This window comes from Geomonas silvestris (assembly GCF_014193515.1).
In the GTDB taxonomy this organism is placed as follows: Bacteria; Desulfobacterota; Desulfuromonadia; order Geobacterales; family Geobacteraceae; genus Geomonas; species Geomonas silvestris.
The window spans coordinates 72939-94553 of record NZ_BLXX01000008.1; the positions used below are offsets into that span (position 1 = coordinate 72939).

Here is a 21615-nt window from a genome sequence, read left to right on the forward strand (position 1 = left end):
CCGGCCGGACCACGGGGCCCGGCGCCGCGCCACTCCGCCATTGCACGGCGAGCCGGCGGCCATATCACGTACTCTTTACCACGGACGGACTATGCTCAACTCGCTGAAAATAAAAATTCTGACCCTGGTCACCCTGATCATGATGCTGATCATCGGGACGGTAGCCTTTCTCAACTTCAGCCATCAAAAGGAGATGCTGCACGAGATCGCCAACCGCAACACCCAGGTGCTCATCGAGACCATCAAGAGCTCCATCGGCAACGCGATGCTCTCGGGACACTCGGAGGAGATCGGCAACGTCTTCGCCCGGATCAGGACCCGGGAGTTCGTGAAGTCCCTGCGCATCGTGGACGCCAACGGTAAGGTCCTGGTCTCCGCCTCGCACGACGAGGTGGGGAAACAGGTCCCCGGTTTCGGCCCGGAGGGGACCGGCGGGCGCAGGACCGGCGCCCCAGGCGATGACGGCACGTTCGTCTCCTTTGCCCGGATCACCAACGCCCCGGCCTGTTTCAAGTGCCACGCCGCCGGGCAGGACACCCTCGGCTTTCTGGAGATCAGGCTCTCCCTCGACTACCTAAAGGAGTACATCACCCACGAACGCGACACGGCGGTCTACTCGAGCCTCCTTTTGGTAAGCCTCATCTTCTGCACCATCGGCATCTTCCTCATCGTCTACGTCGACAAGCCGATCCAGAGACTCATCTCCTTCATGAGGGACGTGGAGCGCGGCGACTTCGAGCAGCGCATCGAGCTCTCCTCGAGCTACGAGATGCGCACCCTGGGGGAGAGTTTCAACCGCATGGTGCAGCGGGTGAAGATGCTCATGCAGTCGACTGTGGCCCACGAGCGCGAACTGGCGCGCGCCCAGGAGAAGCTGAACCACCACCGGGAAACCCACCTGATGAACGGCCGGCTCGAGGAGCAGATCCGCGAGATCGAGACCCTGAACGTCACCCTCGAGGAGCGCATCGAGGAGATCGAGGAGGCGAACTACAAGATCGCCGACCTGGCCGGGGAGCTCGAGGACAAGAACACCAACCTGGAGAAGGCGGTGGCGAAGCTCTCCACCCTGTACAAGCTGGGGCTCGCCATCAACTCGACCATCGAGGTGGAGAGCCTGTACCATCTGGTGGTGCAGACCACCATGGAGACCCTGCAGGCCCAGATCGGCTACATCATCCTCTACGATGCCGAGGCGGGGGAGCTCAAGGTCACCAACCTGCTCGGCACCGGCAACGACGCGGAGCACCAGGAGGCGCGCATCCCGATGAAGGAGTCCGGCGTCTCCACCTGGGTGATCAGAAACGGCCGGCCGCTGCTCATCGCGGACATGGCGCAGACGCCGGAGTTCGACCGGCACTCGGCCCTGGGCTACGAGAGAAAGACCCTGATCTGCGCCCCCCTGCAGGTAAAAGACGAGATCATCGGCACGCTCACCGTGGTGAACAAGCAGCACAACACCACCTACAACCACGAAGAGCTGGAGCTTTTGAGCACCATCGCCGCGCAGGCCTCCATCGCCATCAAGAACGCGAAGCTCTACGACGAGCAGCAAAAGACCTACCTGAACACCATCCAGGCGCTGGTCTCGGCCATCGAAGCGAGCGACTCTTACACCCGGGGGCACTCGGAGCGGGTCACCCGCCTTTCGCTCTCCCTGGCGCGCCGGCTTGACCTGCCGCAAAACCGCCTCAAGGTGATCGAGCGCGCCGCCATCCTGCACGACATCGGCAAGATCGGCATCGACCTGTCGCTTTTGCACAAGGAGGAGCAGCTGACCAAGGCCGACGTGGCCGAACTGCAGTTGCACCCGACCATCGGCATGAAGATCCTCGAGCCGATCGAGTTCCTCTACGACGTAAGGCTCTGCATCGGGCAGCACCACGAGCGCTACGACGGGCTGGGGTACCCCAACAACCTGGCCGCCGAGGACCTGCTCCTCGAGTCGCGCATCCTGGCCATCGCCGACTCCTTCGACGCCATGACCTCGGACCGCCCCTACCGCAAGGCCCTCGAGGTCGAGGTGGCCATCAAGGAGCTCTCCGAGAACGCCGGGACCCAGTTCGACCCCGAGCTGGTCCCCATCTTCATCGACCTCTTGATGACCCCCAACTTCCTGCCGCACCGCGACCTGGAGGCGGCAGAGGCCTGAGAACCGTCTTAAGTCCTTAGAACCCGTAACGATTGCCCCGTTTGGCAATACATGCTATAAATGGCAGGTCCACTCCGGCCCGCGCCCAGGCGACGGGCCGGCTCACGTTGGGCCGGCCGGGTCCCCTCAAGGCCCCCGCACCTATAAAGAACGCAATCGGAGTACTCGTGGCAGCGCTACTGGAAATATCGGGACTGAGCACCCGCTTCAACCTCCCCGGGGGGGAGCTGAGGGCGGTCGAAGGGGTCGACCTGACCCTCGAGGCCGGGGAAACCCTGGCACTGGTGGGCGAATCGGGGTGCGGCAAGAGCATGACCGCCGCCTCCATCATACGCCTGGTGCCTCCGCCGGGGCGCATCGTCTCGGGGAGCATCCGCTTCAAGGGGGTCGACCTCTTGCAACTCCCCGAGGACCAGATGCGCAACGTGCGCGGCAACCGGATCGCCATGGTGTTCCAGGACCCCATGACCTCCCTGAACCCGGTGTTCACCATCGGGAACCAGATCGCCGAAGGGCTGCGCATCCACCGCGGGCTCTCCAAGGAGAAGGCCGAGGCCGAGGCGGTGACCATGCTCTCGTTGGTCGGGATCCCGGCCCCCCGGGAGCGCCTCAAGGACTACCCGCACCAGCTCTCCGGGGGGATGCGCCAGCGCGTGATGATCGCCATGGCCCTCACCTGCCGGCCGGAGCTGGTCATCGCCGACGAGCCGACCACCGCCCTCGACGTCACCATCCAGGCCCAGATCCTCGAGCTTTTGGACCGGCTCAAGGAGGAGACCGGGATGGGGCTCATCCTGATCACCCACAACCTGGGGATCGTGGCCGAGCGGGCCCACCGCACCGCCATCATGTACGCCGGCCAGATCGTGGAAATGGCCCCGACCGCCGAGCTCTTCGCAAATCCGCTGCACCCCTACACCCGCGGCCTTTTGGCCTCGCTCCCCGAGAAGGCGAAGCCCGGGGAACGTCTGGCGACCATCGCGGGGAGCGTGCCGGACCTGAAAAAGGAATTCGCCGGCTGTCCCTTCCGCGAGCGCTGCCCGATCTGCGAGGAACGCTGCGCGACCCACCAACCCGGCATGAAGGAGGCAGGCCCCGGACACCAGGTCCGCTGCCTGATGGCACCATGAAGCCCCTTTTGAGCGCGCACAACCTGGTCAAACAGTTCCCGGTGCAGGCAGGCCCCTTCGAGCCCAAGCGCATCCTTACCGCGGTGGCCGGGATCGACCTCGAGCTCTACCCGGGGGAGACCCTGGGGCTCGCCGGCGAGTCCGGCTGCGGCAAGTCGACCGTGGCCCGACTCCTCACCGGACTGATCCCCGCAAGTTCCGGGTCGATCAGCTTCGACGGCAAGGACCTCGCCTCCCTCGATGCCGCCGGGACGGCGCGCTTTCGCAAGGAGGTCCAGATGATCTTCCAGGACCCCTTCTCCTCGCTCAACCCGAGGATGCGGGTGGCGGAGATCATCGGCGAGCCGCTGGCGATCCACGGCATCGGCACCCCCGCCGAGCGGCGCGACCGGGTGGCGAGCCTGGCGACCCGGGTGGGGCTTGCGCCGGACCACCTGCAGCGTTTTCCCCACGAGTTCTCCGGCGGGCAGCGCCAGCGGATCGGCATCGCCCGCGCCCTCGCGGTCGCGCCGCGGCTCATCATCGCCGACGAGCCGGTCTCGGCGCTGGACCTCTCGATCCAGGCCCAGATCATCAACCTCCTGCAGGATCTCAAGGCGGAGCTCGGCCTCGGCTTTTTGTTCATCACCCACGACCTGTCGGTGCTCAGACACCTAAGCGACCGGGTCGCCATCATGTACCTGGGGCGCATCGTGGAGACCGGCAGCCGCGAGGCGGTGCTCGACCGGCTCCTGCACCCCTACACCGAGGTGCTCTTGAGCGCGATCCCGCGGATCGACGGGGGCAAGGAGCGCCGGGTCATCGCCCGTGGCGAGCTCCCCTCGCCGCTGGCACCGCCGTCGGGGTGCCCGTTCCACACCCGTTGTCCCTACGCCAAGCCGGTCTGCGCCAGCGATCCCCCTCCCCTGGAGGAGAAGGAGCCGGGGCACTGGGCGGCCTGTCATTTTAGTAAAGAGATCTATCGCTCACAGCGATAGCTTTTCCATTGACAAGATAGCTTTCATACTACATATAGATAATCAAGAACAACGGGGGGTGGCAGCGACCCGTTCCGGGGCAAGGCCCCGCGGGTTCGGGCGAAAAGGTGGAAAATCGCACCCTGAGGTCCGATCCCGCACCGGCGCCAGGATCACATTGAAGCGGAGGAAAGAGATTTGGCATTTGACAAGACGAAGGATTTCACTAAGGAAGCGGAGATGCTCAAGGTGCTCGGGCATCCGATCCGGCTCAAGATAGTGGCGGGGCTCTGCACCAAGGAGTGCAACGTGAAGCACATCTGGGAGTGTCTGGGGTTGCCGCAGGCCACGGTATCGCAGCACCTGGCGCTTTTGAAGAACAAGGGGATCATCGAAGGGACCCGGGACGGGGTCGAGGTGCACTACGCGGTGGTGAGCCCCTTCGCCCGCAGGCTCATCGAGATCCTGGACCAGCCCTAAGGAGCTTGACCGGCCTCAGGAGCCACTCACATCGAGCTCGCCGATCCTGAGCGAAGGCGAGCCGACCGAACCGAAGAAGCGCAGGTCGTCAGCCACCAGTTCCACGTTGTTGAAGAGCTCGAACAGGTTGCCGGCGATGGCGATCCCCTTGACGGGGTGCACGAGTTCCCCACCCTCCAGGTAGTATCCGGTTGCCCCCACCGAAAAATCGCCGGAGATGGCGTTGGCGGTATGCATGCCGAGCACGTCGGTAATCAGGACGCCGCGCCCAATTCCGGCGCGCAGCTCTTCCGGGGTGCTCCTCCCCGGCTGAAGGTGCAGGTTGTGCGCGGCAAGCCGCGGAGGGCCCTTGACCCCGCCGCGCACCGAGTTGCCGGTAGAAGCGGCCCCCAGGCGGATCCCCCAGTAGCTGTCGTAGAGAAAGCCCTGCAAAATGCCTGAGGTCACCAGCGCGGTATCCTGCTGTGGCACCCCTTCCCCGTCGCACGGGGCGCTCCCCATCCCGTTTTCCAGCAGGCCGTTGTCGCGCACGCTGACCTGCTCCGAGAAGATCCGCTCGCCGGTGCGCCCGGCCAGCCTCGACTTCCCCTTGTGCACGTTTTCACCCAGGAAGGAACCCGCGAGTACCTCGAGGAGCTGCGCGGCCACGTGCCGGTCCAGCACCACCGGGCAGCGCATGGTGGCAAACGGGCGTGCCCCCAAAAGTGCGACCGCCTTGCCGGCGGCGCCGGCCGCCACCTTTTCCGGGTCCACGCCGTCCAGGCGGTGCGAGAAAGCGAAGTCCCACCCCATCTGTGCGCCGCCCTCGGCTTCGGCAACCGCCGAGGCGCTCAGGCTCAGCTGGGTCCCCTGGTACTGCGCCGCGACCCCGAGCGAGTTCTGAATCAGCACCTGGTAGACCGATTCGCTGTAGCTGCACTTGCGTACCCGTTTCACCCGCGGGTCCTGCGCCAGCACCCGGCGTTCCAGTTCGAGGGCGCGCTCCACCTTTTCCTGGTCCGGCGTCGCAAAGAAGGCGGGATCGTACAAATGGGGGAGCACCGGGTACCCCCCCGGCAGCGGCGCCGGTAGCACGCAGAAGGGGTCGGGGGTCTGCATGGTGGCCCCCACCACCGCCCCCTCCACCATCTGCTTCAGGGCGGCCTCATCGAACGAGGTGGAAAAGGAGAACCCCAGCCCCGACCCGACCTTGACCCGCACCGCGACGCCGAAGGGTTCCGCGCAGCGGAAGGTGTCGAGCTGGCCGTTGCGCGCCTCGACTGCAAGGTCGCGGGAGCGGGTCAGCATGATCTCGAAGGCATCGGGATGGCGTGCCTCGAGCAGCGCGGCTACCTGGTTGGCGTAAGGGGTGAGGTCGGTCATGGTGCCTCTTGTTGGTTTCAGATGATCGGACCGATCCGGCCGATCGGACTGGTCGGACCGATCACTATGTTTTTGGGGGGAGGTCCGCTGCTACAGGTCCAAGATCATGGCGATCTCGTCGCAGTCGGGGAACTTCACGCACTTGATGCAGTCGCCCCACACCTTGTGCGGCAATTCCGACTTGTCCACCACCTTGAAGCCGAACTTGGCGAAGAAGTCCGGCTTGTAGGTCAGGCAGAAGACGCGCTTGAGGCCGATTACGCGGGCCTCCTCGAGACAGGCGCCCACCACCTGGCTGCCGATGCCGCGGCGCCCGGCGTCCTCGGCGACCGCCACCGAGCGCACCTCGGCCAGGTCCTCCCAGACGATGTGCAGGGCCGAGGCCCCGAGCACCCGCCCGTCCTCTTCCCAGATGTAGAAATCCCGTATCGCGTCGTAGAGTTCGGAAAGCGAGCGGGAGAGCATCTCGCCGCGGCTCGCGTAGTTGGTGAGCAGTTTCTGGATGTCTTTTACGTCGCTGATTTTTGCCTTTCTCAACATGTTGCTGCCTCCTGAATCAATTCCCGGGCGTGCTCCAGGGTCTTCTCGGTTATCTTCGCCCCGCCCAACATCCGTGCTACTTCTGCCACCCTCCCCTCGCCTTCCAGGCGCTGGACACAGGTGGAAGTGCGGCCGTCGGTGACCGCCTTTTCGACCCGCAGGTGCTGGTCCGCGAAGGCCGCCACCTGGGGGAGATGGGTGATGGCGAGCACCTGCTGCGCTCCTGCCACTTTTTTCAGTTTGACCCCGACCAGCGCCGAGGTGGCGCCGCCGATGCCGGTGTCGACCTCGTCGAAGATGAGCGTCGGCACCTCGCTCTCGGGGTGGAGCTGCTTCAAGGCCAGCATGAGCCTGGAGAGCTCGCCGCCGGAGGCTACCTTGGCCAGTGGCCTCGGCGGCTCGCCGGGGTTGGGCGAGAAGAGGAACTCGGCCCGCTCGAAACCGTAGGAGCGCGGCTCCGTGAGCGCCTCGAAGCTGGTCTCGAACACGGCGTGCTTCATGGCGAGCTCGCCAAGCTCGCGCTCCATCCCCGTCTTGAGGGCCGCCGCACCCTTGTGCCGCTCCTCGCTCAAACGCTTCCCGAGCCGGGCCAGCTCGTCCTTCAGGGCCTCGATCTCCGCGCTGAGGTGGTCGCGGGCCTGCTCCCGCCCGGTGAGGCCGGCGAGCTCGGCTGCGATCCCCTCCTGGTAGGAAAGGATCTCCGCGATGTCCGCGCCGTACTTGCGCTTCAACTTGTTGATGGCGTCGATCCGGTCGTCCAGCTGCTCGAGCCTCCCGGGGTCCGCCTCCACCCCTGCCGCGTAGTCGCGCAGGGTGAGCGAGGCGTCCTCCAGTTGCGCGAAGGCCCCCTCGAGGTTCTCGCAGACAGGAGCCAGGTTGCGGTCAATGGCGCTCGCCTCGGACACGCTCCCGATCACCCGGCGCAGCCTCCCAAGAAGTGCTGCATCGTCGCCGTAGAGGGCGTCGAAAGCCTGCTGGCTTGCAGCGAGGAGCTTCTCGCCGTGCGCCAGGCGCCCGCGCTCCTCGGCGAGCTCTTCCTCCTCGCCGGCGTAGAGCTTCGCTGAGGCGATCTCCTCGTTCTGGAAGGAGAGCAGGTCCAGGCGGCGCGCAGCCTCGCGCTCCCCCTGTTCCAGCGCCTCGAGCTCCGCCCTCGCCTTCTGGTACGCCTCGAAGCGCGACTGGAACTCCTCGCGCAGCTTGAGGCAGCCGGCAAAGCCGTCCAGAAGCCGCAGGTGCTGGTCGATCTTCAAAAGGGTCTGGGAGTCGTGCTGGCCGTAGATGTTGATGAGGCCGCGGGAGAGTTCGGCGAGCATGGTGGTGGTCGCGAGCCCCCCGGAGATGAAGACACGGTTCTTGCCGCCGCGGGAGACCACCCGGCGCACCAGGAGTTCCCCGTCGCACTCGATCCCGCTTGCCGCGAGGCTCTTCGCCAGTTCGGGGCGCTCGGTCAGGTCGAAGAGCGCCTCCACCGAGGCCTCCTCGGCACCGGAGCGGATCAGCTCGGAGCTCGCCCGCCCCCCCAGGATCAGGTTCACCGCATCGATGATGATCGATTTGCCGGCACCTGTTTCGCCGGTCAGTATGTTGAGCCCGGGCTGAAACTCGACGTGCAGCTTGTCGATGATGGCGAGATTGCTGATCTGCAGTTCTCTCAGCACTAGCGCTCCCCCCACTTCAGCTTGGCCCGGAGCACGGAGAAGTAGTCCTTGCTGCGCGACTGGACCAGGCGGGCCACATGGTCGGACTTCTTGATGTGCACCTGGTCGCCGCAGATAAGCTTCACGCCGACCTGGCCGTCCAGGGTCAGGAACACCGCCTCGTCCTCCTGGGCGTCGATGCGGATGGCGATGCTCGCGTCGGCCCCCACCACCAGCGGGCGGTTGGTGAGGGTGTGCGGGCAGATAGGGGTGATCGAGATGCAGTTCAGCGCCGGGTGGATGATCGGCCCGTTGGCGGAGAGCGAGTAGCCGGTCGATCCGGTCGGCGTGGAAATGATCAGGCCGTCGGCCTTGAAGGTGGTCAGATGACGCCCGTCCACGGAGGTCTCCATGTCCACGATGCGCGCCAGGGCCCCCTTGTTGATGACCACGTCGTTCAAGACGCGGTGCCGCTCGATCTGCTCGCCGCCGCGCAGCACCTGGGCCAACAGCATCATGCGCTGGCTCAGCTCGAAGTCGCCCGCGAGGCAGCGCTCCATGGCCGGATACATCTCGTCCAGCGTGATCTCGGTGAGAAAGCCGAGGCTCCCGAGGTTGACCCCCAGGATGGGGACCTCGCGCGAGCCGACCATGCGGCAGGCGGCGATGAGCGTCCCGTCGCCCCCGAGCACCACCACCAGGTCGGCGCCGGTGGCCACCTCGGAGCTCTCGGCGCTCTCGGCCAACCCCGGATGCCTGAGCTGCTTGGAGAGGTGTTCCTCCACCCGGGGGACGATTTCGCGCTGGGTCAGCCAGTCGATCAGTTCCTCGGCAACGCCCAGGCAACGGGGGTCGTGCACTTTCGCTATGATGGCGATTTTTTTCATCAGACCCCCTTTACTTGTATTGTAATCTAGGATTTACTAGCATATAAGTTGTACCATGTCCAATGGAAACTAGATCTGGCGCGGCCTCGCGGGGAGGGGTCCCAGCCGGTGCAATCGGGCTGGGAACAGGGTGACTAATGAATGAACCGGTCATAGAAGAATCCAACGGGATCGTCGAACAGCTCGACCAGGAAATGGCCATCATCAAATCCTTCCTGGAGCACCTCGAATACACCCTGGGCAAGGACAAGTACTCCGCGACCAAGTACGACGGTTTCAACGCCCTGGCCTACGCGGTCCGCGACCACCTGGTGGAGCGCTGGCTGGACACCCAGCAGGCCTACTACAATTCCGACGACAAGAGGGTCTACTACATCTCCATGGAGTTCCTGATGGGGCGCGCCCTGGGCAACAGCCTGATCAACCTTGGGATGTACGAGGACTTCAAAGAGGCGATCACCTCGCTGGGGTACGATTTCGAGGCGATCCTCGCCGAGGAGCAGGACGCTGGTCTCGGCAACGGCGGCCTGGGGCGCCTCGCCGCCTGCTTCCTCGATTCCATGGCCACCATGTCCATTCCCGCCTACGGCTACGGCATCCGCTACGAGTACGGCATCTTCCGGCAGCACATCGTGGACGGCGCCCAGCTCGAGATCCCCGACAACTGGCTGCGCTACCGAAACCCCTGGGAGCTGGACCGCCAGGAGCACCTGCACACCGTCAAGTTCTACGGCCGGGTCATCACCACCATCAATTCGCAGGGACAGCTGGTGCGCGAGTGGGTGGACACCGAAGACGTCATGGCCATGGCCTACGACACCCCGATCCCCGGCTACCAGACCCACTCGGTCAACACCCTGAGGCTTTGGAGCGCCAAGTCGAGCCGCGAGTTCGACCTCAAGTTCTTCAACGAGGGAAACTACATCCGCGCGGTGGAAAAGAAGATGCAGTCCGAGACCATCTCGAAGGTCCTCTACCCCGCCGACAACGTCATCGAGGGGAAGGAGCTGCGCTTCAAGCAGGAGTACTTCCTCGCCTCGGCAACGGTGCACGACGTCCTGTACCGCTTCAAGAAGAAGCACAACGACCTGAAGCTCCTCCCCGACAAGGTAGCCATCCAGTTGAACGACACGCACCCCGCGCTCGCCATCCCGGAGCTGATACGGGTGCTCATCGACCTGAACAGCTTAAGCTTCGACGAGGCCTGGGAGATCACCCGGAAGGTCTTCGGCTACACCAACCACACCATCCTCCCCGAGGCCTTGGAGCAGTGGCCGGTCTGGTTCTTCGAGCAGATCCTGCCGCGGCATCTGCAGATCATCTACGACATCAACGACCGCTTCATCAAGGACATCCAGGCCCGCTTCCCGGACGACCCGGAACGCGTCGCGCGCATGTCCATCGTCGAGGAGCACTGGGAGCGCAAGATCCGCATGGCGCACCTGGCGATCGTCGGGAGCCACTCGGTGAACGGCGTGGCGGCCCTGCACTCCGAGATCCTGAAAAACGAGCTATTTCGCGATTTCTACGAGATGTACCCGGAGCGCTTCAACAACAAGACCAACGGCATCACCCAAAGGCGCTGGCTCAAGATGTCCAACCCGCAGCTCTCCGGGCTGATCGACGAGTACATCGGCGACGCCTGGACCCGCGACCTTTTCGAGCTGGAGAAGCTGCGCGCGGTAGCCGGCGACCCGGAATTCAAGGAGCGCTGGAAACAGGTGAAGCGCGCCAACAAGGAAGCGCTCTGCACCTATATCCTGAAGCACAGCGGCCTCGTGGTCGATCCGGACTCGATGTTCGACGTACAGGTGAAAAGGATCCACGAGTACAAGCGCCAGCTCTTGAACGTCCTGCACATCATCACGCTCTTCAACCGTATCAAGGACAACCCGCAGGCCCGCGTGGTGCCGCGCACCTTCATCTTCGCCGGCAAGGCCGCCCCCTCCTACTCCATCGCCAAGCTGATCATCCGGCTCATCACCGCGGTCGCCGAGGTGGTGAACCGCGACCCGGACGTGGCCGGCCGGATCAAGGTGGTCTTCCTGGCCAACTACGGGGTGTCGCTCGCCGAGAAGATCTTCCCGGCTTCGGATCTCTCCGAGCAGATCTCCACTGCCGGGACCGAGGCATCCGGCACCGGCAACATGAAGTTCGCCTTGAACGGCGCGCTCACCATCGGCACCCTGGACGGCGCCAACATCGAGATCATGGAAGAGGTCGGCCGGGACAACATCTTCATCTTCGGGCTCACCGCGGCCGAGGTGGCCGAGCTGAAAAACCGCGGCTACAACCCAAAGGAATACTACAACAGCAACCTGGAGCTTAGACGCGTTTTGGACATGATATCTTCCGGCTTCTTCTCACCTGGAGCCCCCGACCTGTTCCACCCCATCACCGATTCCCTCTTGAACCTTGGCGACCACTACATGCTTTTGGCCGACTACGCCTCGTACGTGAAGTGCCAGGAGCAGGTAAGCGAGCTCTTCCTGAACCAGGACGAGTGGACGCGCCGCGCCATCCTGAACAGCGCCGGCATGGGTAAATTCTCCAGCGACCGGACCATCGAAGAGTACGCCCGGGAGATCTGGGGCATCAAGCCGCTGGACATCCGCCCGGGTGCCGTCGAGTTGCAGAGGCACTGATGACCGATCTCTTCAGCGCCGTCCACACCGAAGTCGCCCCCCTGGCGGAGCGCATGCGCCCGCGCTCGCTTGCCGAGTACCTGGGACAGGAGCACCTGCTCGGCCCGGGGAAGATGCTGCGCCGCCTCATCGAAACCGACCGCCTCACCTCGCTCATCTTCTGGGGCCCGCCGGGCTCCGGCAAGACCACCCTCGGTCGCGTCATCGCCAATGCCACCGAGAGCCACTTCATCTTCTTCTCCGCCATTATGTCCGGGATCAAGGAGATCCGGGAGGTGGTGAAGGAAGCCGAGGACACCCTCAAGTACCGCGGCAAAAGGACCATCCTCTTCGTCGACGAGATCCACCGCTTCAACAAGTCGCAGCAGGACGCCTTCCTCCCCTACGTGGAGCGCGGCACCTTCACCATGATAGGCGCCACCACGGAGAACCCCTCCTTCGAGGTGATCGCGCCGCTGCTGTCGCGCTGCAAGGTGCTGGTTCTCAACCCCTTGGCCGACGAGGTGGTGGTGCAGATCCTGGAGCAGGCTTTGACCGACACCGAGCGCGGCCTGGGCGAGCTGCAGCTGAGCGCGACACCGGAGGCCCTGCAGCAGGTGGCGGCCTTGGCCGGCGGCGACGCCCGCGTGGCGCTCAACACCCTCGAGACCGCCTCGCGCCTGGCCCTGGAAGGGGTTATCAGCGCGGAAACCGTGCAGGAAGCCGTGCAGAAGAAGGCGCTGCTCTACGACAAGGGGGGCGAGGAGCACTACAACGTGATCTCCGCCTTCATAAAGTCGATGCGCGGCTCCGACCCCGATGCCGCGCTGTACTGGCTGGCGCGCATGATCGAGTCAGGAGAAGACCCTATCTTCATCCTGCGCCGCATGGTGATTTTCGCCTCCGAGGACGTCGGTAACGCCGACCCGCGCGGGCTGCAGATGGCGGTGTCGGCCCTGCAGGCCTTTCAGTTGGTCGGCATGCCGGAAGGGCGCATCATCCTGGGACAGGCGGTCACCTACCTCGCCACCGCACCAAAATCGAACGCCTCGTACCTGGGGATCAATCAGGCACTCTCCGAGGTGAGAAAAAGCGGCGCCCTCCCCGTTCCGATGCAGATCAGGAACGCCCCCACCAAGCTCATGAAGAACTTGGGGTACGGGCAAGGGTATCTCTACCCTCACGACTACGACGACGGCAAGGCCGCGCAGGATTACCTCCCCGACCAGTTGCAGGGGCGGCGTTTCTACGAGCCGAAGCCCAGCGGCTACGAGAAGAGCATCAAGGAGCGCATGGAGTGGCTCAAGTCCGAGAAGGAAAGGTCCGGGCGCTGACCCGCTGCCCCCCTCCCCGGCAGCATTCACGCTTCCCCCGAAGGGGCGACTCATGTCCGCCCCTTTTTCTTTTTCAGCACAAAATCAGACGCACCGTCGGGTAGCTAGCACGAGGTGCCGTCATCTTCAGCTTCGGAAACCCAGGCAACTAGCTCCGGGCCGGCAGGATGATTTCCTCCGCCGTCGAGATGAGCCTCATCATCGTCGTCATGAGCTTTATCATCGTCGTGATGAAGCTCATGGTCGCCATCCTGAATTTCATCAAGGCGGCAATAATTTTCAGGATCGCCACGATGACCTTCATGATAGCTGTCCTGACCTCCTCCGCTAACCTTACAGCTCTCTAATTATCTTGAATCATTGGACATTTCAGCCACACTTCCTGCCCGGGGCTGTTGTAAAGCAAGGACTCCATGATATATTCAATCTGGCCCTGAAAGGGAATGACCCACGGGAGCGCCGTATTGGTGTTCCTAGACCATATCCGGAGCAGACATGAAGAAGATCGGGATAATCACGAGCGGCGGCGACTGTTCGGGGATGAACGCCGCCATAAGGAGTGCCACCCGCACCGCACTAAGCCACGGGGTGCAGGTCGTCGGGTTCCGTAAAGGGTACGTCGGCCTTTTGAAGGGCGAGTACCTGGAAATGGGGACCAAGGACGTTGCGGGGATTCTGCACCGCGGCGGCACCTTTCTGCAGTCCGCGCGCAGCGAAGAGTTCAGGACGGTCCTAGGACGGGAAAAGGCGGTGCGCCACCTAGAAGAGTTGGGGGTCGACGGACTGGTGGTCATCGGCGGCGACGGCTCCCTAAACGGTGCGCTTGCCCTGCACCGCATGGGCGTCCCGGTGGTGGGGATTCCGGCCAGTATCGACAACGATATCGCCTTCACCGACATGGCACTTGGGGTGGACACCGCGCTCAACAACATCATCTACGCCGTCGACTGCATCAAGGACACGGCAAGCTCCCACGACCGCGCCTTCGTCATCGAGGTGATGGGGAGAAACTCAGGCTATCTGGCAGGCACCGCGGCAATCGCAACCGGCGCCGAATACGCCATCGTGCCGGAAATCGAGTGCGACATAACCGACCTGTGCAACCAGCTGCGCCAGCGCTACGAGGAGGGTCGCAGTAACGCCATCATCATCCTCGCCGAAGGTGCCGGCCGGGCCCAGAACATCGCCGACACCATCAAGGACGCGATCGGCTTCGAGACCCGGGTCACGGTCCTCGGGCACTACCAGCGCGGCGGTGCGCCCTCGGTCTTCGACCGGCTGCTGGGAAGCCGTTTCGGGCATGCGGCGGTCGAGTTGCTGCTCTCGGGCGACAAGGGGAAGATGGTCGGGCTCTGCTGCAACGCGATCGTGCCAACCCTCTTGGAGACCGTGGTGGTAAGCGAAAAAAGGCCGCAGGACGATCTGCACGGCATGTCACAGATCCTGGGGATTTGATACGTCAACGCACGAGCTACAACCGGAACTACACCACCCCCTCCCTTGACGGGAGGGGGCTGGGGGGTGGGTGAAGCTGCCATCGGCAATGATGTGGCACCTTCCCCCTCACCCTGTCCCTCCCGTAGGGAGAGAGGGGACTCATGTGGATGGCGTTCCCTGAAATTCCCGCAAGAACAGAAAAGGCGCGTACCCGAGGGTCGCGCCTTTTTCGTTTCTACTTGATGCCGCCCTGTTAGCTGCGGCTGTAGGTAATTGCGGTTATCGTGTGCCCCAGCGGGTCCCGGATCACACAGTAACGCCCGATCTTGGGGATGTTCGTCGGCTCAACCAGCACGGTGCCGCCGTACTCGGGAACCCGCGCAGCAGTCTCATCCACGTCGGTAACCGTGACGTAGATCCCCCACCCCAGCCTCGGATCTTGCGGGTCGCTGTTTTCCACCATGCCTCCCACGTCCTTGCCGTCCACCTTGATAAGCGTGTAGGCCCCCTCACCGACCCAGGGTTCGGTGTTCCAGCCAAAGAGCCTGCTGTAAAAGGCTTCCGCAGCATGAACATCGGTGGTAGTCAACTCGAACCAGCTGAAAGCACCCTGAACCCGGAAATGATCCGTCATGTTCCCCCTCCCCTCTCGGAAATGCTTTAATTATATTTACTTTATATTGCCTGACAAGGGTACGGAATGGGGCTCGAGGGTATTGCAAGGATCTCAGCGGTTTGGCTTTACGGATAGGAGGTGACAGAAAGGGGAACCGGGGGGAAGGTGCAACAGCGGGGGCAAACTCATGTGACCGATGGTGGGAAACGGGTTCAGGGGGAAGGAGAGTCAGCGCAGCTTCAGGCGGTCGAACACCAGACCGGCCACCCGGTTCAGGGCGTGATCGCGGGACAGGAAGGAGAATACCGGGGGTTTGCGGGTGCCGATCTTTTCCAGCAGGGTAGCGATCTCGGAATTCCCCCCGCAGGACATCCCTTCACGCAGCGCCTGCAGGGCTTCATCCTTCTTGCCGGCAACCAGGTGGATCTTGGCGAGATTGAGAAAGTGAGCGGGATTTTCAGGTTCCTGCTGAAGTGCGGTGCCGCACAGTTCGGCCCCTTTCCTCACCTGCCCCCGTTCCTTGGCGATGCAGTAGCCGAGGTACGAGTACCAGCAGGCGTTGTCGGAGATCTTCAGCGCCCGCTCTAAAAAGGCGAGTGCCGATGAGGTCTCGCCGGCATCCAGGGCAGCGACGGCGCGACCGTACAGCTTTACAGCCTCTTCCGAATTAACCTGCATGCCATCCCCCTTGCACAAAAGAGCCGCACTCGGTACATCTCCCGCATCGACTGGTACCAGCCGGGTCCCGAAGCGGCAGAGCTATTACAGTCTGTGATAATAGGGCATCTTATGAAGCGATTTCAATCCCTATTTAAGGCACGAGACCGGCAGGCGCCGGAAAAACTGAAGTACTCCTTTTAAAAAAGGGACAAAAGCTCGGGATGACGATCGATCCGGGCCAGGGCTTTCATCTCCCCCCGGTAGGCAACGAAGGGGACCCCGGCCGCCTCGGCTGCTTGGCGGTCCACCTCGGAGTCGCCAACGAAGAGCGCCTGCCGGGCGGAGATGCCGTAGTGGTCCAGCACCTTGAAAAGCGGCTCCGGATGCGGCTTGGGGTTGGCGACCTTGGCGGCCGTCATTACACAGCTGAAAAAGCCGGTAAGGCCGAACGACTCGAGGAGCAGGTCCATCGAGCTTGCCCGGTTGGTGCAGACGGCAAGTTCCACGCGCCCCTTGAGGGCGGTAAGCGTTTCGCGCAGCCCCTCCTCCACCACCATGAGCGGGAAGAGCTTGCGGTAGTCGAGTGAGGCGGAGAACTGGCGCACCTCGGCCAGACGCGGGTCACCCTGGAACAGGTAGGCGAGCACGTCCTTGTTGGAGTAGGTATGCAGTACCCGCATGGTCTCGCGGTCGTTGCGGTCCAGGGGGGGCATCCCGAAATGGTCCATCACCTGTACGTAGAAGTTGAGATTCGCCTCGAAAGAATCGAAGAGGACGCCGTCGCAGTCGTAGATTACAGCCTTGATATCGTTCAGCACCGGTCAGGTTCTCCGGGAGAAGCGCATCTAGCTCTCCTCCGTGCCGCCGTGGGCGGTCAGGTACTCTTCCCATTCGATGGGAAGCATGTGTTTCTTGCGGTTGTTGCATTCCTTGCAGCAGGGGACCACGTTGCCGCGGCTACTGGTCCCGCCGCGGATGACCGGGACGATGTGATCCATGGAGAGTTCGTCGGGCGGGAAACTGCCGCGGCAGTAGTGGCAGATCCCCTTGGCGACCCTGTTCTTCCACCACTGGCTCTTGCGCAGCTCGCGCGCCTTGTTGCGCTCCCGCTTGATCTCCTCCTCGGTCGCGGTGACGATGAAGTAATCCACTACGTCCCCCCTAACCGTTGCGAAAATTTACAATGGCGGCCCGCGCCAGCTCGTCGCAGCGCTCGTTCTCCGGGTGGCCGTTGTGGCCGCGCACCCAGACCCAGCGCACCTTGTGCACCTTGGTCAGCTCCACCAGGCGCTCCCAGAGGTCGCGGTTTACCACCGGCTCCTTTTTGCTGTTCACCCAGCCCCGTTTCTGCCATCCCGGGAGCCATTCGGTCATCCCCTTGACCAGGTACTGGGAGTCCGTAGTCAGCACTACCTCGCACGGGCGGTTCAGCGCCTCAAGGCCCGCAATGGCAGCGCTCATCTCCATCCGGTTGTTGGTGGTGGCCCCATCGGCCCCGGAGAGCTCCTTCTCCTTGCCGCCGCAGCGCAGGATGCTGCCGTACCCCCCAACACCGGGATTGCCGCTGCAGGCCCCGTCGCAAAAGATCTCTACCATCATGAGGCAATCCTCCCTTCGTTGGGAAGCATAGCCGCAATGGCGTGCATCACCCGGTCCACAATCAGTTGGTGGGTCTCTTTACAGTCCGGCAGCGCAAAGAGGTCCTCGAAGTTAAGCGGCGCCCCGAAGCTCACGCATCCTTCGGCTCCCAGGCTCGGGAACCGCCACCTGTTGATGCCGGCAAGCGCGGTGGGGATCACCACCGGTTTGGTATCGTAGATGATCTTGCCGACACCACGGTTCCCCTTCCCCAGCACGCCGTCCTTGTGCCGGGTCCCTTCGGGAAAGAGCATCACCTTCTGATCGAGCAGCAGGTCGTTTATGTGCTTGCCGGCGCGCACGTCGCGGCCGCGCTTTACCGGAAAGGCGCCCCAGGAGCCGTACAGGGTACCGGTAAACCAGTTACGGAAGAGCTCCTCCTTGGCGGGGGCCCAGAGCATCTGCAGCGGGTGGTGCCGAATTACGGCCCAGGGGAGAAAGACGGTATCGTAGGCGGAGATGTGGTTGGAGGCGATCAGGACCCCACCGCTGGAAGGGATCTGCTCCACTCCCTTCACGGCGAAGCGGTTGAGGCCCGAGGCATAACAGCCGATTACCCAGACAGAAAACGTCACCCAGAAGCGACGCACAAGAGAGACCTTCAAGACGACCTCTTTAAGGCAGGATTTTATTGCAAGTCAGCTGGAATCTATACCATGAAGTCGAGATGCGGGGCAACCTGTTTACACCCTCACTCCCAGATCCCCTCGATCTGCGAGCCGCAGCCCGGGCACTTGCCGCGCTGTAGCAGGTTTTTCTCGATGAGGTATCCGTAGCGCCTGATCAGCAGACCGCCGCAGGACGGGCACACCGTGTTCTCGCCCCCCTCGCCCGGGACATTCCCTTCGTACACGTAGCGCAGCCCGGCCTCCTGGCCAATCCGCCTGGCGGCACGCAGGGTGCCCACCGGTGTACGCGGCTCATCGGTTAGTTGGAAGGTCGGGTAGAACTGGCTGACGTGCCAAGGGGTCTGCGGTCCGATTTCATTTACGATGAACTCGGCAATGCCCCGCAACTGCGCCTCGGAATCGTTGTGGTGCGGGATGATGAGGGTGGTGATTTCCAACCAGATGCCCAACCGATGGTACTCGCGGATGCACTCCAGCACCTGGTCGAGGTCGGCTCCGACCACGTCGCGGTAGAACTCCCTGGTGAATCCCTTGAGGTCGATGTTGGCAGCGTCCAGATAGGGTGCGATGGTGGCGAGCGCCTCATTGGTGATGTAGCCGTTGGTCACGAAGATGTTTTTCAAGCCGGCGGCATGCGCCAACTTGGCTGTTTCGTAGGCATATTCAAAGAAGATGGTCGGCTCGGTGTAGGTATAGGCTATCGAGCCGCCCCCGGCGCTGAGCGCCCTTTCCACGATAGCATCCGGGGGCAGGTAACTCCCGGAATTCTCAATCCGGGTAGGTTCCGGCTGCGAGATGCTGAAGTTTTGGCAATGCTGGCAGCGAAAGTTGCACCCGACGGTGGCTACCGAATAGGTGCGGCTGCCGGGAAGCAGGTGGAAAAGCGGTTTTTTCTCGATCGGGTCGACCTGTTCGGCGACCGCCCGGCCGTACACCAGGGAGCAGAGGGTGCCATCCCGGTTCTCACGCACCAGGCAATGCCCGCGCTTCCCCGGATCGATGAGACAATGGAAACGGCACAATCCGCAGCGAACCCTGCCGGCGTCGAGTCTTTCGTAGAACATGGCCTCTTTCATGGCAAAAACTCCCAGCGAGTCGCTCAATGTAGAACAGAAAGCTCCTCGCCACCTTGTCCAAAGGTGATTTACAGCCGGGCTCACCGCAGGTGGAGACAAAACCAAACATCTCTCAAAATTGGTGGACCCGTAGCGGGAGAACTGTCTCGGCAATAAATCACGCGGCTCGGACCGGTTGGTGAGCGCGTCCCGAATGGATCTAACGTCCCGGAAATTCCGATGAACAGTCTCTTACCTTCTCTTGGTGAAGATACCATTCGGTAAACAGGAATTCAAACCAATGTTTCGGTTTGATCAGACAAAAAAAAATTTTGCGGCGTTGCGTTTTGACTTCTTCTCACCCGGTTTTGTCATCAGAATAAACATACTTACGTTTTATTCCGGACAACGTTTTGAATTACAATTACTTACACTCAGACCAATGCGTCACAAATCCGGTTTTAGCCTTCGTGTTATAAAATATAAGCTCAAATCGACTGCAGAGCGAATCATGTAAACAGCTGTTTTATGTCACTTTTCGGCAAAAATTACACTTGCACGTGCAATTCCTGTTCTATATATTTAACCTACCATTACCCCTGTGACAGGAGAAAAAACCATGCATTGCCCGAAATGTAACAGCAAGAAAGGTATCGAGATCGACATGCACTCCGACGGTTACGCCAAAGACCTGCTCGAGTGCACCTCGTGCGGCACGATCTGGCTGGAGAAGTACAACGAAATCATCACCATCAACGAGCAGGCGGCAGCCTAACCGGGAAAAGGGGCGCCTTCGGGCGCCCCTCCTCTACCACCTTACCTCTACCCTACCACCTTACCTTCAAACAGACATCTCCTCATCACCCCAGTTTTGCACATCCCCGAGGCTATTTTGTTCCCCTGCGCGCCTTCCTTTGCGGCCAAGGTGAATGCGTTCCCCTTGAGACAAGCATCTCTCCACCCACCGTTGCGGCGAAGCTTCAGCGAATTTGTAAATTCTCATGGAGAATTTCAAAACTTTTTTTAAAATTTGCAATTTTCCTGGAAAATGAACAAATCTCCGGGAGATTTCTTCGTTTTCAAAAAAATTTGTCAAATTTCTCGAGAAATGAGAAATTTTCCAACCAAATTTTAAATTTCCCCAGGAAAATTCTTAATTCTCCAGAAGATTTCGACATTCTCCAAAAATATCGTCAATTCTCCAAAAAAATCATTGAACCACTACGCTGCTCGCTCTCCTTTCGCCCCTCGGCACGGAGCGAAGCAGGCCTGCAGAGCTAAAAGAGGCTACCAGGTGGGAACTTCGGGGATCAGACGAGGGTTTGTGGCGAGTGCTTCGAGGAAGGAATCATACACAAGAGCCAGCCTGCTCCAGTCGTAGCGTGACACGAAATCCGCGGGCCCAGCCGGTGCCGCTGTGCCGTTAACCAGCAGGTCGCGCAAGCGATCCGCGAGGTTCTCCTGTAGCCCGTAAACCACCTGGGAGCGCGCGGCAGGAGGAACGTGCTCAGGGTAGGCCAATCGCTCAGGGAGCAGCGCCTGACAGCCGCAGTACATCGCCTGCACGACGCTCGCTCCGAAGAACTCCTGGCGGGAGGTTACCGGCAGGATATCCGTGCGCCACAGCCAGTGCGCGTACTGCGCGAAGCTCTCCAGGTAGCCCCACTGGACCACCCGGTGACCCAGGCGCTTGCGAGCTTCCTCGAAGATCGCCGGGGCGCGGCCAAACGACTCTCCCAAGACCGCCACCTGGAAATCGTGCCCCTCTTCGGCCAGCAGGTACAGCGCCGCAAAGAACTCCTCGGGGTTCTTGTCGTACTCCCAACGGTGATTCCACAAGATGAGCGGCACTCCTGATCCGGATGGTTCCGGGCGGTGTCGGTCCAGCTTACCGAGGTCGAGTCCCAGCGGCAGCACCCGGCTTTTCAGGGTCAGTTCCTGCACCGACTGCGGCTCGTTATGGTCCGGAAAGGCGCGCAGGAAACCGGGGAGCGCCCCCAGAAAACTGTCGCGGTGGTAGCGCGAGTTGAACAGTACGGCATCGGCCGCAAGGGCGCTCGTGTAGTTGAGGAAGGCGTAGTGCAGGTCGCGCTTGCTGCCGGGATCGGGGTCCCCCGGGGACCAGGGATAGGTGAGCTGGTTTTCGTGGAAATAGATGGCGCTGGGGCAGTTGCCCGTAACCCTGCGGGTGAGCCCCAGAAAGGTTCCCAGGTCGAGCATGTCCGTCGCCAGGATGAGGTCCGGACGCGAACCGGACGCGAGGAAGCGGTTCGCCAGGGTCACGGCGCCGCCGTGCATGCGCCACTTCCAGTTGCGCCCCGGCAGCGTGAAAAGCTCCACCTGGTGGCGGCTGTGGCTGGCGTACTCGTGGAGCCAGGCGGCGTGTGAACCGGTGCAGTAGGGCTCGACGAGGGCGATGCGCATCGGGTGGTCCTTTGGGGATGAAAGGGTGGTACGGGGACGAGGGAGAGCTGCACC

At 62.3% G+C, this 21615-nt stretch carries 21 protein-coding genes; 8 read left to right on the forward strand and 13 right to left on the reverse strand.

Annotated features, from left to right (window positions below):
* The first annotated feature begins 91 nt into the window (after positions 1-91).
* The 4 genes from GMST_RS13410 to GMST_RS13425 all read left to right on the forward strand — a co-directional run bounded on the left by GMST_RS13410 (position 92) and on the right by GMST_RS13425 (position 4718).
* Positions 92-2152: an HD domain-containing phosphohydrolase gene (locus GMST_RS13410; protein ID WP_183355189.1), complete on the forward strand. Its 2061-nt coding sequence runs from the start codon at positions 92-94 to the stop codon at positions 2150-2152.
* A gap of 167 nt (positions 2153-2319) precedes the next feature.
* Positions 2320-3282, forward strand: a complete 963-nt coding sequence (locus GMST_RS13415) for an ABC transporter ATP-binding protein (RefSeq protein WP_183355190.1) — start codon at positions 2320-2322, stop codon at positions 3280-3282.
* Positions 3279-4259: an ABC transporter ATP-binding protein gene (locus GMST_RS13420; RefSeq protein ID WP_183355191.1), complete on the forward strand. Its 981-nt coding sequence runs from the start codon at positions 3279-3281 to the stop codon at positions 4257-4259. Before GMST_RS13415 ends, GMST_RS13420 begins: the two co-directional genes overlap by 4 nt.
* 177 nt (positions 4260-4436) lie before the next feature.
* A complete protein-coding gene (locus GMST_RS13425) occupies positions 4437-4718 on the forward strand; it encodes an ArsR/SmtB family transcription factor (protein WP_183355192.1) in 282 nt (93 codons plus the stop codon).
* Between the two features lie 15 nt (positions 4719-4733).
* On the opposite strand, the gene GMST_RS13430 is transcribed toward GMST_RS13425, so the two are convergent.
* The 4 genes from GMST_RS13430 to GMST_RS13445 all read right to left on the reverse strand — a co-directional run bounded on the left by GMST_RS13430 (position 4734) and on the right by GMST_RS13445 (position 9144).
* Complete coding sequence (locus GMST_RS13430; RefSeq protein ID WP_183355193.1) at positions 4734-6080, reverse strand: TldD/PmbA family protein; 1347 nt, start codon at positions 6078-6080, stop codon at positions 4734-4736.
* A 90-nt stretch (positions 6081-6170) separates the two neighbouring features.
* Positions 6171-6620 (reverse strand): N-acetyltransferase, encoded by a 450-nt coding sequence (locus GMST_RS13435; RefSeq protein ID WP_183355194.1) that lies wholly within the window; start codon positions 6618-6620, stop codon positions 6171-6173.
* Positions 6614-8278 carry a DNA repair protein RecN gene (recN, locus tag GMST_RS13440; protein ID WP_183355195.1) on the reverse strand — a complete coding sequence of 555 codons (1665 nt, stop codon included), beginning with the start codon at positions 8276-8278 and terminating at the stop codon, positions 6614-6616. The genes GMST_RS13435 and recN overlap by 7 nt, the downstream gene beginning before the upstream one ends.
* Positions 8278-9144 carry an NAD(+)/NADH kinase gene (locus GMST_RS13445; protein ID WP_183355196.1) on the reverse strand — a complete coding sequence of 289 codons (867 nt, stop codon included), beginning with the start codon at positions 9142-9144 and terminating at the stop codon, positions 8278-8280. Before GMST_RS13445 ends, recN begins: the two co-directional genes overlap by 1 nt.
* Before the next feature lie 137 nt (positions 9145-9281).
* On the opposite strand from GMST_RS13445, the gene GMST_RS13450 reads away from it, so the two are divergent.
* Positions 9282-11789: a glycogen/starch/alpha-glucan phosphorylase gene (locus GMST_RS13450; RefSeq protein ID WP_183355197.1), complete on the forward strand. Its 2508-nt coding sequence runs from the start codon at positions 9282-9284 to the stop codon at positions 11787-11789.
* Positions 11789-13102 carry a replication-associated recombination protein A gene (locus GMST_RS13455; protein ID WP_183355198.1) on the forward strand — a complete coding sequence of 438 codons (1314 nt, stop codon included), beginning with the start codon at positions 11789-11791 and terminating at the stop codon, positions 13100-13102. Before GMST_RS13450 ends, GMST_RS13455 begins: the two co-directional genes overlap by 1 nt.
* 148 nt (positions 13103-13250) lie before the next feature.
* Here the strand turns inward: GMST_RS13455 and GMST_RS13460 are convergent, their stop codons facing one another.
* Positions 13251-13406 (reverse strand): hypothetical protein, encoded by a 156-nt coding sequence (locus GMST_RS13460; RefSeq protein WP_183355199.1) that lies wholly within the window; start codon positions 13404-13406, stop codon positions 13251-13253.
* Between the two features lie 191 nt (positions 13407-13597).
* Here GMST_RS13460 and pfkA point away from each other — a divergent pair, with 191 nt between their 5' ends.
* Complete coding sequence (gene pfkA, locus GMST_RS13465) at positions 13598-14557, forward strand: 6-phosphofructokinase (RefSeq protein WP_183355200.1); 960 nt, start codon at positions 13598-13600, stop codon at positions 14555-14557.
* Positions 14558-14792: 235 nt separating this feature from the next.
* Here the strand turns inward: pfkA and GMST_RS13470 are convergent, their stop codons facing one another.
* The 7 genes from GMST_RS13470 to amrS all read right to left on the reverse strand — a co-directional run bounded on the left by GMST_RS13470 (position 14793) and on the right by amrS (position 19158).
* Positions 14793-15173: a VOC family protein gene (locus GMST_RS13470; protein ID WP_183355201.1), complete on the reverse strand. Its 381-nt coding sequence runs from the start codon at positions 15171-15173 to the stop codon at positions 14793-14795.
* 210 nt (positions 15174-15383) lie between these two features.
* Positions 15384-15833, reverse strand: a complete 450-nt coding sequence (locus GMST_RS13475) for a tetratricopeptide repeat protein (RefSeq protein ID WP_183355202.1) — start codon at positions 15831-15833, stop codon at positions 15384-15386.
* Between the two features lie 179 nt (positions 15834-16012).
* Positions 16013-16633: an HAD family hydrolase gene (locus tag GMST_RS13480; RefSeq protein WP_183355203.1), complete on the reverse strand. Its 621-nt coding sequence runs from the start codon at positions 16631-16633 to the stop codon at positions 16013-16015.
* A gap of 27 nt (positions 16634-16660) precedes the next feature.
* The gene (locus tag GMST_RS13485) at positions 16661-16966 is read right to left on the reverse strand and encodes an HNH endonuclease (protein ID WP_183355204.1); all 306 of its coding nucleotides are present in this window, start codon (positions 16964-16966) and stop codon (positions 16661-16663) included.
* Between the two features lie 10 nt (positions 16967-16976).
* Complete coding sequence (gene rnhA / locus GMST_RS13490) at positions 16977-17414, reverse strand: ribonuclease HI (protein WP_183355205.1); 438 nt, start codon at positions 17412-17414, stop codon at positions 16977-16979.
* Positions 17411-18058: a lysophospholipid acyltransferase family protein gene (locus tag GMST_RS13495; RefSeq protein ID WP_183355206.1), complete on the reverse strand. Its 648-nt coding sequence runs from the start codon at positions 18056-18058 to the stop codon at positions 17411-17413. Before GMST_RS13495 ends, rnhA begins: the two co-directional genes overlap by 4 nt.
* An 86-nt stretch (positions 18059-18144) precedes the next feature.
* On the reverse strand, positions 18145-19158 hold the full coding sequence (gene amrS, locus GMST_RS13500) for an AmmeMemoRadiSam system radical SAM enzyme (protein ID WP_183355207.1): 1014 nt from the start codon (positions 19156-19158) through the stop codon (positions 18145-18147).
* A 598-nt stretch (positions 19159-19756) separates the two neighbouring features.
* Between amrS and GMST_RS13505 the strand changes: the two genes are divergently transcribed.
* A complete protein-coding gene (locus GMST_RS13505; protein ID WP_183355208.1) occupies positions 19757-19912 on the forward strand; it encodes a TFIIB-type zinc ribbon-containing protein in 156 nt (51 codons plus the stop codon).
* A gap of 512 nt (positions 19913-20424) precedes the next feature.
* Here the strand turns inward: GMST_RS13505 and GMST_RS13510 are convergent.
* Positions 20425-21561 carry a tRNA-queuosine alpha-mannosyltransferase domain-containing protein gene (locus tag GMST_RS13510; protein ID WP_183355209.1) on the reverse strand — a complete coding sequence of 379 codons (1137 nt, stop codon included), beginning with the start codon at positions 21559-21561 and terminating at the stop codon, positions 20425-20427.
* Between the last annotated feature and the right edge of the window lie 54 nt (positions 21562-21615).